Source organism: Flavobacterium sp. TS_SC_5 (genome assembly GCF_056156265.1).
In genome coordinates, this window is record NZ_CM149588.1 from 1,787,946 (window position 1) to 1,802,215 (window position 14,270).

Annotated in this window: 13 protein-coding genes; all 13 read left to right on the forward strand. The window is 32.6% G+C overall.

Annotated elements, in window-relative coordinates:
- The first annotated feature begins 139 nt into the window (after positions 1-139).
- The 13 genes from AC0J6S_RS07865 (at position 140) to AC0J6S_RS07925 (ending at position 14,270) form a co-directional block, all read left to right on the forward strand.
- Positions 140-1,012: a glycosyltransferase family 2 protein gene (locus AC0J6S_RS07865; protein WP_474956188.1), complete on the forward strand. Its 873-nt coding sequence runs from the start codon at positions 140-142 to the stop codon at positions 1,010-1,012.
- The gene (locus AC0J6S_RS07870; RefSeq protein WP_474956189.1) at positions 1,009-1,950 is read left to right on the forward strand and encodes a glycosyltransferase family 2 protein; all 942 of its coding nucleotides are present in this window, start codon (positions 1,009-1,011) and stop codon (positions 1,948-1,950) included. The genes AC0J6S_RS07865 and AC0J6S_RS07870 overlap by 4 nt, the downstream gene beginning before the upstream one ends.
- Complete coding sequence (locus AC0J6S_RS07875; protein ID WP_474956190.1) at positions 1,943-2,938, forward strand: glycosyltransferase family 2 protein; 996 nt, start codon at positions 1,943-1,945, stop codon at positions 2,936-2,938. The genes AC0J6S_RS07870 and AC0J6S_RS07875 overlap by 8 nt, the downstream gene beginning before the upstream one ends.
- A 2-nt stretch (positions 2,939-2,940) precedes the next feature.
- Complete coding sequence (locus AC0J6S_RS07880; RefSeq protein ID WP_474956191.1) at positions 2,941-3,963, forward strand: glycosyltransferase family A protein; 1,023 nt, start codon at positions 2,941-2,943, stop codon at positions 3,961-3,963.
- Positions 3,960-5,045: a glycosyltransferase family 2 protein gene (locus AC0J6S_RS07885; protein WP_474956192.1), complete on the forward strand. Its 1,086-nt coding sequence runs from the start codon at positions 3,960-3,962 to the stop codon at positions 5,043-5,045. Before AC0J6S_RS07880 ends, AC0J6S_RS07885 begins: the two co-directional genes overlap by 4 nt.
- A 26-nt stretch (positions 5,046-5,071) precedes the next feature.
- Positions 5,072-6,166 (forward strand): glycosyltransferase family 4 protein, encoded by a 1,095-nt coding sequence (locus AC0J6S_RS07890; RefSeq protein WP_474956193.1) that lies wholly within the window; start codon positions 5,072-5,074, stop codon positions 6,164-6,166.
- The gene (locus tag AC0J6S_RS07895) at positions 6,167-6,841 is read left to right on the forward strand and encodes an acylneuraminate cytidylyltransferase family protein (RefSeq protein ID WP_474956194.1); all 675 of its coding nucleotides are present in this window, start codon (positions 6,167-6,169) and stop codon (positions 6,839-6,841) included.
- A gap of 8 nt (positions 6,842-6,849) precedes the next feature.
- Positions 6,850-7,890 carry an N-acetylneuraminate synthase family protein gene (locus AC0J6S_RS07900; RefSeq protein ID WP_474956195.1) on the forward strand — a complete coding sequence of 347 codons (1,041 nt, stop codon included), beginning with the start codon at positions 6,850-6,852 and terminating at the stop codon, positions 7,888-7,890.
- A gap of 221 nt (positions 7,891-8,111) precedes the next feature.
- Positions 8,112-9,242 carry a UDP-N-acetylglucosamine 2-epimerase gene (gene neuC, locus AC0J6S_RS07905; RefSeq protein ID WP_474956196.1) on the forward strand — a complete coding sequence of 377 codons (1,131 nt, stop codon included), beginning with the start codon at positions 8,112-8,114 and terminating at the stop codon, positions 9,240-9,242.
- Entirely contained in the window at positions 9,232-10,632 is a 1,401-nt protein-coding gene (locus AC0J6S_RS07910) for a glycosyltransferase family protein (RefSeq protein WP_474956197.1), read from the forward strand. The genes neuC and AC0J6S_RS07910 overlap by 11 nt, the downstream gene beginning before the upstream one ends.
- Positions 10,633-10,680: 48 nt before the next feature.
- Positions 10,681-12,114: an MBOAT family O-acyltransferase gene (locus AC0J6S_RS07915; protein WP_474956198.1), complete on the forward strand. Its 1,434-nt coding sequence runs from the start codon at positions 10,681-10,683 to the stop codon at positions 12,112-12,114.
- 132 nt (positions 12,115-12,246) lie between these two features.
- Positions 12,247-13,122: a hypothetical protein gene (locus AC0J6S_RS07920; RefSeq protein WP_474956199.1), complete on the forward strand. Its 876-nt coding sequence runs from the start codon at positions 12,247-12,249 to the stop codon at positions 13,120-13,122.
- A gap of 2 nt (positions 13,123-13,124) precedes the next feature.
- A complete protein-coding gene (locus tag AC0J6S_RS07925; protein ID WP_474956200.1) occupies positions 13,125-14,270 on the forward strand; it encodes a glycosyltransferase family 4 protein in 1,146 nt (381 codons plus the stop codon).

A 14,270-nucleotide genomic window follows, 5' to 3' on the forward strand; every position in this document is an offset into this window, starting at 1 on the left:
CAACCACGAGAAATATTTAGTACAACGTTTGCATAGCATTTTAATCAAACCTATTCTAATTTTGAGGTACTACTAATGGATGATCATATTATATTAAAGGTAAAAGCCTGCAATAAACTTAAATTACATAATAATTCAAATGATTAAAAACCTTCCACTTGTTTCAATATGTATTCCAACTTACAATGGTAGTAAGTATATTAAAGAGGCAATAGTATCTGCTGTATCTCAAACGTATAAAAATATTGAGATTATCATATCCGATGATAACTCTAAAGATGACACTTTGGATATTATTAAATTTTTAATGTCAGATACTAATGTTCCATACATTATTTATAATCATAAACCGCAAGGGATTGGTGAAAATTGGAATAATTGTGTTAGAAAGGCGAATGGTGAATTTATAAAATTTCTTTTTCAAGATGATGTATTAGAAAGCGGCTGTATCGAAAAAATGGTTAATTTAAGTGTTTTAGACAGTAACATTGGTTTAGTTTATTGCAAAAGAAAAATTATTTATGACTCAAATAATGATGTTCATTTGAAATGGCTTTCAAGAAATCAAAATTTGCATAATAAGTGGTACAAGTTAAAAGTGAATAAATTTGTAATTGAAGGGAAGGAATACTTAAAAGATTATAATTTGATGCGGGAACCATTAAATAAAATTGGAGAACCAACTGCTGTATTATTAAAAAAAGAATGTTTTGATAAAGTTGGGTTTTTTAATAAAGAACTTAAACAAACTTTGGATTTTGAATATTGGTATAGACTAATGAAATATTTTAAAATTGGATTTATAGAAGAAGATTTAGTTTCTTTTAGATTACATTCAGAGCAAGCAACTTTTATAAATCAATTTAAATTCGAAAATGAAATCAATATTTTATATAAATCTATGTATAAAAATGTATTTTGGCAACTACATCCTTACAGGCAATGGAAATTATTTAAAAGTGTAAGTGAGTTAGGTGATATTATTAGGTTTTTAAAGGTAAAAATGAAATGAAAAATGTTTTTGTAATAATTGTTACCTACAATGGAATGAAATGGATAAATGAATGCTTAGAAAGTGTTTTAACTAATCTTTCCAATTTAGAAATTGTTATAATAGATAATAATAGTAGTGATGAGACAGTTGAATACATTGAGCTACATTTTCCCGAAATTACATTGTTTAAACAAACTGAGAATTTAGGATTTGGAAAAGCTAATAATATTGGGATGGCTTATGCTCTTGAGCAAAATGCTGATTATGTTTTTTTATTAAACCAAGATGCCTTTTTAGATTATGATACAATAGAAGGATTGATAAAAGTTTCTGAGCTAAATCCTGATTACGCGATATTAAGCCCAATTCAGTTAGATTACTCAGGAAAGTTATTAGAATATTATTTTTATAAATTTTTAATAGGAGGGTTTAGTAGAGAATTTGTTACGGATTTGTTACTTCAAGTAGCTAAAAAAGACATTTATGAAATTCCATTTGTTCAAGCGGCTTCTTGGCTGTTGCCTATTGAAACAATAAAAAAAGTGGGAGGGTTTGATCCATTATTTTATCATTATGGTGAAGATGATAATTATTGTCAAAGGGTTAAATTTCATGGTTTTAAAATAGGAGTTGTTTCTTCTGTTTATATTAGACATGATAGTCATAAACCAAAAAAATCAATTCCTATATTGTTCTCGGAAAGATATTTTTCTGATTATTTAAGAGGTATATATTTTAAATATGCCGATATTAATAAAGAATTTGATCAGAAAAATATTAAAATAGAAATAAGAAAGAATAGTAAAATGATTGTTAAAAGTTTATTAAGTTTAAACTTTACTAATGCTTATGGGTATTTAAAACAAATAAAAGTATTGAAGGAAAAAATAAGGTTAATTAACCAAAGTAGAAATATGAACAAGGAATTAGGTGTGAAATATTTACAGAATGAATAAACCTTTGGTATCTATAATAATTCCAACCTACAATCGAGCATATTTAATTGGAGAAACATTAGATAGTGTTTTAGCGCAAACCTACACCAATTGGGAATGTATCGTTGTTGATGATGGAAGCAATGATAATACTGCTACCATAATTACTGATTACATAAAAATAGATAATAGATTTCAATACCATCAAAGACCAATTGATAAAATCAAAGGTGCTAATTCCTGTAGAAATTATGGTTTTGAACTAAGTAAAGGCGAGTATATAAAATGGTTTGACAGTGATGATATTATGCATCCTGAATTTTTAGAAAAACAGGTTACAATTTTAAAAATAGAAATAAAATTGGACTTTTGCGTTTGCCAGTCTTTGATTTTTTATGAAAATTTAGAAATAATTACTAAAAATGAAGCTAATAGAAATCCGAGTTGCAATTTAATATTAAGTTATCTTGTCAAAAATCATTACTTTTTAACAGGAGCTCCTTTATGGAGAAAAGAATATTTGTTGAATAAAGACTTGTTTGACGAGACATTAGCAGATTCGCACGAATCTGATTTTCATTTTCGTATGTTGCTTTATTATCCAAGATACATTTATACAGATGATTTTCTTTTTTCAGTAAGAAGAGGAAATCAAAGCATTACCCAAAATTTTCAAAATAAAAAATCAAGTTTAGATTCAAAAATTATTTTTTTTTCTAAAGCCAGAAAATTAATTAATAATAAAAGATATTTCGAAGATAGAGATTTGATAAATGAATATTTGACTTTTAGAATATCGGATACTATTTATGAATTATGTGTATTCAATCCTAGATTTGAAATTCTAAAACAAAATAAAAAAAATATTTTAGATTTAATTTTTCAAAAAAAAATCGAAATTATGTCTAGAATGAGATTATGTATTGGCTTTGTTTTGCTCCTGTTTTTAGGCAAAGGATATACTTTACTTAAAGGAAATTTGAATATTAGAGAGGAAATAGTAAATTAAGGATGCGAGTAGGCTTCAATCCACATAAAGACGAACCTCAGCAAGAATCTGATTGTTTTCATCAGGTTGTTGTTCCTGTTTATATACCTAATGAAGAAGGTTATTTTAAAGATAGTTTTGAAATATTCAAATTATGTATTGATTCACTATTTAAAACTATTCATAAAAAAACATATATTACTATTGTAAATAATGGCAGTTGTGATGTAGTTATTGCTTATCTAAACAAGTTATTTTTAGATGGGGAAATTCAAGAAATTATCAATACCAGTAATATTGGCAAATTAAATGCAATTGTAAAAGGAATTGTGGGGCATGATTTTTCTTTGGTTACGGTTACAGATGCTGATGTGTTATTTTTAAAGGATTGGCAAAAAGCAACTTATGCTGTTTTTGAGGCTTTTCCTAAAACAGGTGTTGTTTGTCCAACACCATCTTCAAGATCTTTACGAACCTATACGGCAAATATATATTGGGATTTGTTTTTTTCAAAAAGACTACATTTCTCTAAAGTTGAAAATCGAGATGCCTTAAAAATGTTTGCTGATAGTGTTGGGAACGCAGCGTTTTATAATGAGATTCAATTACAAAAGTATTTGACGGTTTCACATAATGATAGTAAAGCAGTAGTAGGAGCGGGACATTTTATAGCCACTTACAGAGGGGAAGTCTTCGATAATTTAGAAAGTAGATTTTCAAAATACAAATTGGGAGGGGATAGTGAGGACGAAATTTTAGATCTACCTGTGGTAAAAAAAGGTTTTTGGCGTTTGTCTACTCTTGATAATTATACGTACCACATGGGGAACAGTATCGAAGATTGGATGTATGATGAAGTTTCAAAATTAGAAAAACAAGAGCAGATTCTTGATTTTAAATTAGTACCTTATCAACCTGATGCAAAGTGGGTTTATTATTTAAAAACGAAACTTTTTGGAAAATTTATTTTAAATAAAAAAATGATGTCGTATTTTTTAATCTGCAAAGGATTAAGCAAAGAAGAATCTAAAAACTATTTGAAATGATAACCATTGTTTACCCTTATCGCAACAGAGAATTATCTAGAATTAAGCGATCTTTAGATTCCTTAGTGCATCAAGACAATCTAAATTTCAGAGTTTTATTTGTTGATTATGGTTCTTCTATTCCGTTTGCTGATGAGGTTAAGAACTTAGTTTTGAGTTATAGTTTTGCAACATATCAGTATAGTTACACTCTTCATCAACCTTGGTCTAGGTCTAAAGCCATCAATATTGGTTTGAAATGGGTTCAAACACCGTATGTATTTGTCGCAGATATTGATGTTATTTTTAGAAATGATTTTATTGCTATTCTAAACAATCTAGCCAATTCAGCTAGATGCTATTATTTTAAAGTTGGTTTTTTGAGTGAACCAGAAACTAGTGTGACAAAAAAGTTTTCTGAATATCAAATTTCATTTTCTAGTGAAATAGGTGCTCAAGGACTTTCATTATTTCCATTACAAGCCGTTAAGGGAATTCATGGATTTGATGAGTTTTTTCATTTCTGGGGAGCCGAAGATATCGATATTCATAACAGATTGACTAGAACTGGAATTGAAAGCCTCTTTTACAATAATCAAATTTTACTGTTACACCAATGGCATAAAAGCTATCGAAAAGGTGAAACGGATGTGTTGAGTAAGGAGTTGCAATTGAAGGGGGTTGTTCAGTTAAACCACCAACATTTAATTACCCACCAAAATATGGGCGTAACAATACCCAATTTTAAAACCTGGGGAGAAACCATTTCAGGAACTGATTTTAATGAATTAAATGATTTCGATAACCACATTGTTATAAACAATACAAAGGAAAGTGTAACTCATTTTTTATTTGTTGAATTACCACAATTTCAAAACGGAATTTTATCAGTTCGTTTTGTAGCAGATTCATTTCAAAATTCGATAAGGTATAAAATAAAAAAAACAATAGGTAAAAAAGTACCAAACTATTATAGTTTAAAAGAAATAAATGACATGCTGTTGTTGCACATTATTTCTTTTTATCATCAATTGCCGTACACTTTTAAAATTAGTGCTGATTTAAAAAGTATCTCTTTCAAAATAAAAAAGCAATCGGTCTAGAAAATACTATTTTTACAAAAAAACAAATGCCGAAAGTAGTTCTCTTATCACAATTTCCTCTTCCGTATGCTCATACAGGAAGCTGGACCACGATGTACTTTAATTATTTGAAAGCAAATCATCAAATAGATTATATTATTTGCAAAGAGCCAGAATCACGTATTGAAACCGTAAAATACGAGGTTCTTTCGCATAGTAAGATTTTAAAAATAAAGCAGAAATTTTTAAGACAACCGTACCTAGCCTATTTAGACGCTTTAAAAAAAATCGTAAAAACGAATCAGAAGTATATCATTCAAGTTGTTGATCATTTTGGGATTATAAAACCATTACAGAAATTTTTGCTGCAAAACGGATTGCGACACAATTGTCAAATTCAGTTTTTTTATCACGGATTTCCTCCTTTTCATGAAAATTTTAGAGGAAGAGGTTTTTTTGAATCTATAGATGAAATGGTAGTACTCACCCATGATAGTTACAAGGTGCACAAAGATTATTATACCGTTTTGCCAACACGATTTTCTGTATTGCATAATGGAATTGATACTTCAAAATTTCAAAAAGTAACTAACGAACAAAAACAAATTCTAAAAGAAGAATTAGAATTAAAAGATAAAAAAGTATTTATTTGGTGCTCTAAAGATTTTCCTAAAAAAGGATTAGATTTTATTTTAGATGTTTGGAAAAAAATTCATAAAACAGATCAAAACACAGTTCTGTTGGTTGTGGGAGTAACTCGCAGCAACCCAATTGATGGTGTTCGTTTTTTGGGTAAAATTCAAAACCAGGAACTCCCGAAGTATTATCAAATGGCAGATTGTTATTTGTTTCCCACCTTATGTCATGAAGGTTTTGGTTTAACTTTAATCGAAGCATTACATTCTGGCTGTTATTGTATTGCATCTGCCTTGGGTGGTATTCCAGAAGTTTTGCAACACGGAAAGTTAGGGAAGTTGATTGAAAATCCTCATTTTCAACAAGAATGGGAAGAGGCTATTTTAGATTTTTTAAATCAAAAAAAAGGTAATGATATTGTTATACCAAAAACTTTATATTCCACTCAAAGCTGGAATTCAGGCATGAATACAATTATTGAAAATGCAAAAAATAGGATGCAATAAATGAAAAACATAGCCATCATTCCTGCCCGTGGAGGATCAAAACGGATCCCGGAAAAGAACATTCAATTGTTTGGAGGATTGCCTTTATTGGTGCATTCGATACAGTATGCAGTTGCGAATAATGCCTTTATTGATGCTGTTTATGTTTCTACAGATGATCCCGCCATAAAAGAAATAGCATTGGCCTATGGGGCTAAAGTCATTGATAGACCGGATCATCTTTCGGGAGATCTAGAGCCTACCCTTACTGCTGTTCAGCATGTTCTAGGAAATATAGGTTTTGAAGTTGAAAATGTGATATTGTTGCAACCCACCAATCCGTTGCGCCCGCCAAATTTGCTGAAAGATTGCCTTGAAAAATTCCAAAATGAAAAAGTCGATAGTTTGTTTACCGTTACTGAAAACCATCAGAAATTCGGAAAAATTACATCTGGTACCTTTGTTCCATTTAATTACGAAATTGGGCAACGCAGCCAGGATTTAGAACCGCTTTATTTTGAAAACGGATTGCTGTATATCACAAAGGCAAAGTCCATTATTGAAAATAAAATAATTACTGAAAATGCATTTCCATATCTTGTAAATCATATTTTTGCCCATGTAGATATTGATACGAAAGAAGATATGGAATATGCAGCCTATCTCTATCAAAAATTTACAACTCCTAACTCCTAATTTATTTCATGAACCCCTATATAGAAATTGCCGGACGAAAAATACGCCCTGATTATCCCCCCTTGGTTATTGCTGAAATAGGAATTAATCACGAGGGCTCATTGGCTGTTGCCAAAGAAATGGTTGATGCTGCAAAAAGTGCGGGTGTTGAGGTGGTCAAGCACCAAACCCATATTGTAGCAGACGAAATGTCTGGAGCTGCCAAAAAAGTAATTCCGGGTAATGCGGATGTTTCTATTTACGAAATTATGGAACGTTGTTCGTTGAACGAAGCTGACGAATTGGACTTAAAAAAGTATGTGGAAAGTAAAGGGATGATCTTTATTTCAACTCCTTTTTCTCGAGCGGCAGCAAATAGATTGGAAAAATTTAATGTTCCTGCTTATAAAATAGGCTCAGGCGAATGCAATAACTACCCATTATTAGAGCATATCGCATCATTTGGTAAACCGGTTATTTTGAGTACCGGGATGAACACCATTGCAAGTATTGGCAAAGCAATAGCTATTTTTGATAAACATAAAATTCCTGTTGCATTATTGCATACTACTAATTTATATCCCACACCAATTCATTTGGTTCGATTTGGAGCCATGATGGAAATGCATCACGCTTTTCCGGATAAAGTTTTTGGTTTATCGGATCATACATTGAATAACAATGCTTGTTTGGGAGCAGTAGCTTTGGGTGCCAGTATTCTGGAACGCCATTTTACAGACCACATGCAGCGGACAGGTCCAGATATTGTATGCAGTATGGATGAACAAGCTACAAAGGATTTACTATTAAGTTCCACTGAAATGTGGCAAATGCGCGGTGGAGTCAAGGAACCCGCTTTAGAAGAACAGGTAACTATAGATTTTGCTTTTGCTACCGTTTGTGCGATTAAACCAATACAAAAAGGAGACAAGCTTACCAAAGAAAATATTTGGGTTAAACGTCCTGGAACCGGAAAGATTCTGGCAGAACATTATAATGATTTAATCGGTAAAGTGGCTACCCGAACCATTGCTAATGACGAACAATTAGATTGGATCGATTTTGCGTAACGGTGACTTTGTCCTAGTTTATTTGAATAAAAATTAAAACGCATTAACCCATTGGGGGTACTTACTATTAAAAGTGGTTCTCGATACATTTTTTGTTTCGTTTTACTAAACAAAAAAACACTGGAACTGAGTTCTGGATAATTGCACCCAACGGATACACATTAATAAATAATACGGATTACTAAAAATATCTCGACTGCGCTCGACATGACAGCATAATAATGAAAAAAATAGTATTCCTGACGGGAACCCGAGCTGATTTTGGTAAAATAAAATCACTGATTACCATTCTTGAAAATCAGGATGATTTTGAAGTATTTGTATTTGTAACCGGGATGCATTTGCAAGAAACCTATGGATACACCCTGATAGAAATTGAACGGTGTCATTTTAAGAATGTTTCTACTTTTGAGAATCATACGCATGAAACCACGATGGATTTAACCTTGGCTAAAACCATTGAAGGCTTATCAAGCTATTGCAAAGAAGTAAGCCCTGATTTGATTGTGGTTCACGGTGACCGGGTTGAAACTTTGGCTGGTGCTATTGTGGGTTCCTTAAATAACATTTTGGTTGCCCATATTGAAGGCGGTGAACTCTCCGGAACGGTAGATGAATTGATTCGGCATAGTGTGAGTAAGCTGAGTCATATACATTTTGTTTCTAATGCAGATGCGGCCAAACGGTTGTTGCAAATGGGAGAGGTTCAAGAATCTATTTTTACTATTGGTTCACCAGATGTTGATATTATGTTCTCGGATACATTACCGGAACTAGCTGTGGCAAAAAGTTACTATCAAATAGATTTTGATGTGTTTGCTATTGTTATGTTTCATCCAGTTACTACAGAAATAGACCAGATGGAGCAGCATGCTATTCAATTTGTAACGGCATTATTAGAAGATAATCATAATTATGTAGTGGTTTATCCCAACAATGATTTAGGAAGTCGATTGGTTTTAAGTGCCTATGAACAGTTAAAAGGGAGCTCTCGATTTCGAATCATTCCTTCTTTGCGCTTTGAATATTTTTTAACGTTACTCAAGAATGCACAATTTATAATAGGAAATAGCAGTGCCGGAATTCGGGAAGCCCCTTATTATGGAATCCCTATTATTAATATTGGAACGCGTCAACTTAATCGAACCGTTGATGCTGCTATAATCAATGTAGATTATAACAAAGAAAGCATCGTTAAAGCGCTACGTTCTATCAAGACAAATAAAATTAAACATGTGAATCCTGATTTTGGAATTGGAAATAGTGCCCATTTGTTTTTAGATTCTTTGAAAAAAAGCGATATTTGGAATCTGAACCACCAAAAACAGTTTAGAGATTTTAATGACAAATAAAAAGATTTTTGTATTGCTTCCAGATGGAATTGGATTGAAAAATTTTGCCTTCTCTGATTTTTATAAATTAGGCATTGATGCAGGTTTTGTTATTAAGTATTGGAATGCTACCCCTTTTGATTTAAAGGATTTGAGATTTGATGAAATAAAAATTCAAAATTCAAAATCACATCCGCTTACTGAAATATATAAAAATGCACGTAAGCACATTGAGTTAAACAGAAGCATTACTAGAACGAAAGATTCTGTATATGATTCGTATCGCTTTCCGTTTGAATATAAAGGTATAAAGAAAGCACTAAAAAGCGGATTTACCCGATTCCTAGTTGTAAGCCATTCTACCGAAAGTGGTTTGCAGCGCATTCGGAATCAAATAAAAAACCAGGAACGCAAGACTTTGTATTATCATCAAAGCATGGAAACCTTGCAAAAGGAACAACCTGCATTTGTTTTTTGTACGAATCAACGCCCTATGACTGCTATTGCACCATTATTGGCAGCACAGGATTTAGGGATTCCTACGGCTACATTCATTTTTTCATGGGACAATATACCCAAAGCGACGATGGTTGTGGAAACTGATTATTACTTTGTATGGAGTGATCACATGAAACAGGAATTACTTTTGTATTATCCGTATCTTAAGCAAGAACAAATTTTTATTACAGGAACGCCACAGTTCGAATCTCATTTTGATCAAAGCAAATTGCTTTCCAGAGATGCTTTTTTTGAGCAAAACAGACTGGATTTAGATAAAAAATACATTTGTTATTCTGGGGATGATGTTACTACAAGTCCTAATGACCCAAAATACCTTGAAGATATTGCAATAACCATACGGGAATTGAATAAAAAAGGGTATCTGTTGGGCGTTATTTTCCGACGTTGCCCTGTTGACTTTTCTAGCCGTTTCGATAAAGTATTAGATGATTATCAAGACGTGATCACCGCTATTGTACCACTTTGGGAAAAAGTAGGTAAGGAATGGAATACTGTTTTTCCTGCTCAAGCTGATATTGATTTGCAAATGAATACTATCGCCCATACTGAAATGGTAATCAATTTAGGATCTTCCATGGTTTTTGATTATGTGGCTCATCATAAATCATGTGCTTTTATTAATTATAATATTCCTAACGCACTACTTCCAAATTGGTCTGTTGAAAAAATATACAATTACATCCACTTTCGCTCAATGCCCAATGAAACTGCTGTTTTTTGGATTGATAAACCTGAATCCATAGCTGGAATAATTGAAAACGTGATTAAGGGCGATCAATCGTCCATTAAAAGTGCAAAGCAATGGTTCGAAATTATTAATCAACATCCCCCGGAAGAAGCATCGTCCCGAATCTGGAAGTCGATTAAAACCATTATTTATAAAGAATAATCCTTTTCTTTGCAGCATAAAATAGATTACAATTTTTTACAATCAATTATGTTTTTTAATTCGTTCTCCTTTGCCATTTTCCTGCCTATTGTATTTGTGTTGTATTGGTTTGTTTTTAATAAAACCAAAAGCACTCAAAATGCAGTGCTTATTATCGCGAGTTATTATTTTTATTCCTGTTGGGATTGGCGTTTTTTGTTCTTGCTTGTTTTCTCTACTTTTTTAGATTATTATACCGGTATTCGCATTGAAAAAGCCAAGACAGCAATGGGTCGAAAATTATGGTTTTGGTTTACTATTACCATAAATTTAGGTTTCTTAGGCGTCTTTAAATACTATAATTTTTTTGCGGATTCCTTTTCCGAGTTATTGAACGGCCTTGGATTACAAACAAGTCCTTTACTACTTAACGTTATTCTGCCGGTGGGTATTTCCTTTTATACGTTTCACGGATTGTCCTATGTGATTGATATTTATCTTAAAAGAATAAAAGCCGAATATAACTTTGTGGATTATTCTCTGTTTGTCAGTTATTTTCCATTGCTGGTTGCCGGACCTATAGAAAGAGCGACCCATTTATTGCCTCAGGTAAAAGTAAAACGCACGTTTGATTTTGATAAAGCCAAAGAAGGGGTGTATCAGTTTGTTTGGGGATTGGTCAAAAAAGTGGTAATTGCAGATACTTGTGCGACCTATGCCAATGCGATTTTTGATAATTATGAATCGATGAATTCGTTGTCGTTGCTGTTGGGTGCTTTCTATTTCGCTTTCCAGATTTATGGTGATTTTTCGGGTTATTCTGACATGGCTTTGGGAATGTCCAAGCTATTTGGAATTGATTTACTGCGTAATTTTAATTATCCTTATTTTTCCAGAGATATCGCTGAGTTTTGGCGGCGTTGGCACATCTCACTCTCGTCCTGGTTCCGGGATTATTTATATATTCCTCTAGGGGGAAGCAGTGGAGGTATGGGTATGAAAATTCGCAATACTTTTATCATTTTTCTAGTGAGCGGATTTTGGCATGGGGCCAACTGGACTTTTATTGCTTGGGGGTTTATCAATGCGTTGTATTTTTTACCGCTATTGCTTTTAAAGAGGAATCGGTCTAATATGGAAACAGTGCAATTGTATTGGAATTTTGATTCGTTCAAAGTTTTTTTAAGCATGGTCAGCACTTTTCTTTTAACCTGTTTGGCTTGGATATTTTTCCGAGCAAAATCGATAGGGGAAGCTTTTGATTATATTGGCCGGATTTTTACCAATCAAAGTTTTCAGTCTCAATACCTAGAAAATGAACGCTATAATTATGAAATAATTCTCTTGATTCTGGGCTTTGTATTGGTCGAATGGAAGAGCCGAACACAAGTAGAGCCTATTTCAGGAAAATACAGTAGTTTGAAATTAGCGTTATGCATTGCGGCCGTAGTTGCTTTAGGAACGTACTCCGATTATAAGGAATTTATTTATTTTCAGTTTTGAATTGTTTAATCAAGCGCAGTTGAGTCTCATTTAAAAGTTAAATCGTCTCTACTGCGCACGAAGTGACAGTAGGAGTTGTAATATGATGCTTTTGTTACAATTTCACAAACAACAATAATTATAAAGTTACGCATGAAAAAATTTATAGTATTCGCTTTCAAAACACTAATAGTAACGGTATTAATTGCTGTTGTCTTAGACTTTACATACACTGCTGTTTATTTGAATTCTTCCAACAGAGGTAAAATAGACTACATTTATAATTCTAAAGCCAGAAAATATGATGTGGTGATTTTAGGTTCCTCCAGAGCGAACAATCATTTTGTTGCTCCGATGTTTGAGGAAAAAGGATTGAAAACCTTTAATTTTGGCATGAGCGGTTCCCATTTATTTGAAGCTTCGCTAATGCTGAAACTGATGGTAGAGCGGAAGTATGTTGTAAAAAACCTGATATTGGAAACAGATTTGAATCTGTCCAATGAGCATCAAGCAGATGGAATAGCGGCCAAATTTTTGCCTTACATTCATCAATCTGACCTTATTAGGGAGCATTTTTATAAGGAGAAAAATTTCAATCAATTGTATTATATCCCTTTCTACCGCTATGTTGCTTTTGACTCTAAAATAGGTTTTAGGGAGATGTATGAAACAGCAAGAAAGCAACCAACTAAGTATTTAGATAATCTAGGGTATTATCCTTTAGGGAATAAAAAAGGGAATATGAAAAATGATATACGCGCTTTGAAACCCATACCCAATAAGTATTATCAAGAAATCAAGCAAATTTGTGCAGCCAATAATATTAATTTTATTGCGATCATGACACCGATGTGCACCAATACCAAAGGATTGGATTATTTTGATAAAGTAAAAAAACTGTATCCTGAAATTCACAATTATGAAAACGTGGTGTTAGAAGATCGCTATTTTTCGTCTTGCGGACACATGAATGACACAGGCGCTCGATTGTTTACTGCCCGAATTATAAAAGACTTTTTTAATAAATAATTATGCACATTGCTTTTCTGACTCCTGAATACCCTCTTTTGCGTGTGCTTCATTCAGCCGGTATTGGTACAAGTATTAAAAACTTGGCTATTGCTTTAACTCAAAAAGGAGTGAAGGTATCCGTTTTTGTTTATGGTCAAAATGAAACTGTTGATTTTGAAGAGGAAGGAGTAAAACTTCATTTGATAAAAGCACAGAAATATAAAATATTGGGTTGGTATTTGCATCGAAAATACATTCAAAATCATCTTAATGCATTAATTATTTCGGAGCACATTGATTTGGTTGAAGCACCCGATTGGACTGGAATTACCGCTTTTATGAATCTGAAAGTGCCGTTGGTGATTCGTTTTCACGGGAGTGATGCTTATTTTTGTCATCTAGAAAATAGAAAACAGAAATTAAAAAACTATTGGTTTGAGAAATTAGCTATTCAAAAAGCGAAGGCATTTATAGTCCCGACTACTTTTGCTGGTCAGCTTTCCCAAAAAATATTTAACATTAAAAATAAAACCATACAAACCATCCATAACGGATTGGATTTGCATTATTTCCAGAACTCCAATCCTGAAAACTTCGACAAAACGGTAATTCTTTATATAGGGACAATTATTCGGAAAAAAGGAGTTCTCGAATTGCCCGCTATTTTTAATTTAGTAAGGCAAAAACATCCTGAAGCCTCTCTAGTTTTAGTTGGAAGTGATTCGTTTGACATTGCAACGCAGTCTAAATCTACTTGGGAATTAATGCATAAAGAATTCAAAGACAATGATTTTGAAAAAGTTTCTTACTTAGGCAAAATTCCATACCAAGCAGTACTTGAGCATCTAAAAAAAGCCCATGTTTGTGTATTTCCCACCTTTGCTGAAACGTTGGGGATGGTCACTATTGAAGCTATGGCGATGCAAAAAACAGTAGTCAATAGTAATATTGGCTGGGCAAAAGAAATGATTGTTAATGGTGAAAGTGGTTATTTGGTTCATCCAAAAGACCATCAGTTGTTTGCCAATAGAATAAATTCTGTTTTTGAGAATACAGATTTGATGATACAAATAGGGAAAAACGCCCGAGAAAGAATTAAGGCGAAATTTGATATTGAGAAAATAGCAATAGAAAACATTGCATTTTATAAATCTCTAATAGTTTAA

Bases quoted from the DNA above. Each gene is read 5' to 3' on its own strand.
- AC0J6S_RS07865 (WP_474956188.1), top strand. From the start codon at position 140: ATGATTAAAAACCTTCCACTTGTTTCAATATGTATTCCAACTTACAAT.
- AC0J6S_RS07870 (WP_474956189.1), top strand. From the start codon at position 1,009: ATGAAAAATGTTTTTGTAATAATTGTTACCTACAATGGAATGAAATGG.
- AC0J6S_RS07875 (WP_474956190.1), top strand. From the start codon at position 1,943: ATGAATAAACCTTTGGTATCTATAATAATTCCAACCTACAATCGAGCA.
- AC0J6S_RS07880 (WP_474956191.1), top strand. From the start codon at position 2,941: ATGCGAGTAGGCTTCAATCCACATAAAGACGAACCTCAGCAAGAATCT.
- AC0J6S_RS07885 (WP_474956192.1), top strand. From the start codon at position 3,960: ATGATAACCATTGTTTACCCTTATCGCAACAGAGAATTATCTAGAATT.
- AC0J6S_RS07890 (WP_474956193.1), top strand. From the start codon at position 5,072: ATGCCGAAAGTAGTTCTCTTATCACAATTTCCTCTTCCGTATGCTCAT.
- AC0J6S_RS07895 (WP_474956194.1), top strand. From the start codon at position 6,167: ATGAAAAACATAGCCATCATTCCTGCCCGTGGAGGATCAAAACGGATC.
- AC0J6S_RS07900 (WP_474956195.1), top strand. From the start codon at position 6,850: ATGAACCCCTATATAGAAATTGCCGGACGAAAAATACGCCCTGATTAT.
- neuC (WP_474956196.1), top strand. From the start codon at position 8,112: ATGAAAAAAATAGTATTCCTGACGGGAACCCGAGCTGATTTTGGTAAA.
- AC0J6S_RS07910 (WP_474956197.1), top strand. From the start codon at position 9,232: ATGACAAATAAAAAGATTTTTGTATTGCTTCCAGATGGAATTGGATTG.
- AC0J6S_RS07915 (WP_474956198.1), top strand. From the start codon at position 10,681: ATGTTTTTTAATTCGTTCTCCTTTGCCATTTTCCTGCCTATTGTATTT.
- AC0J6S_RS07920 (WP_474956199.1), top strand. From the start codon at position 12,247: ATGAAAAAATTTATAGTATTCGCTTTCAAAACACTAATAGTAACGGTA.
- AC0J6S_RS07925 (WP_474956200.1), top strand. From the start codon at position 13,125: ATGCACATTGCTTTTCTGACTCCTGAATACCCTCTTTTGCGTGTGCTT.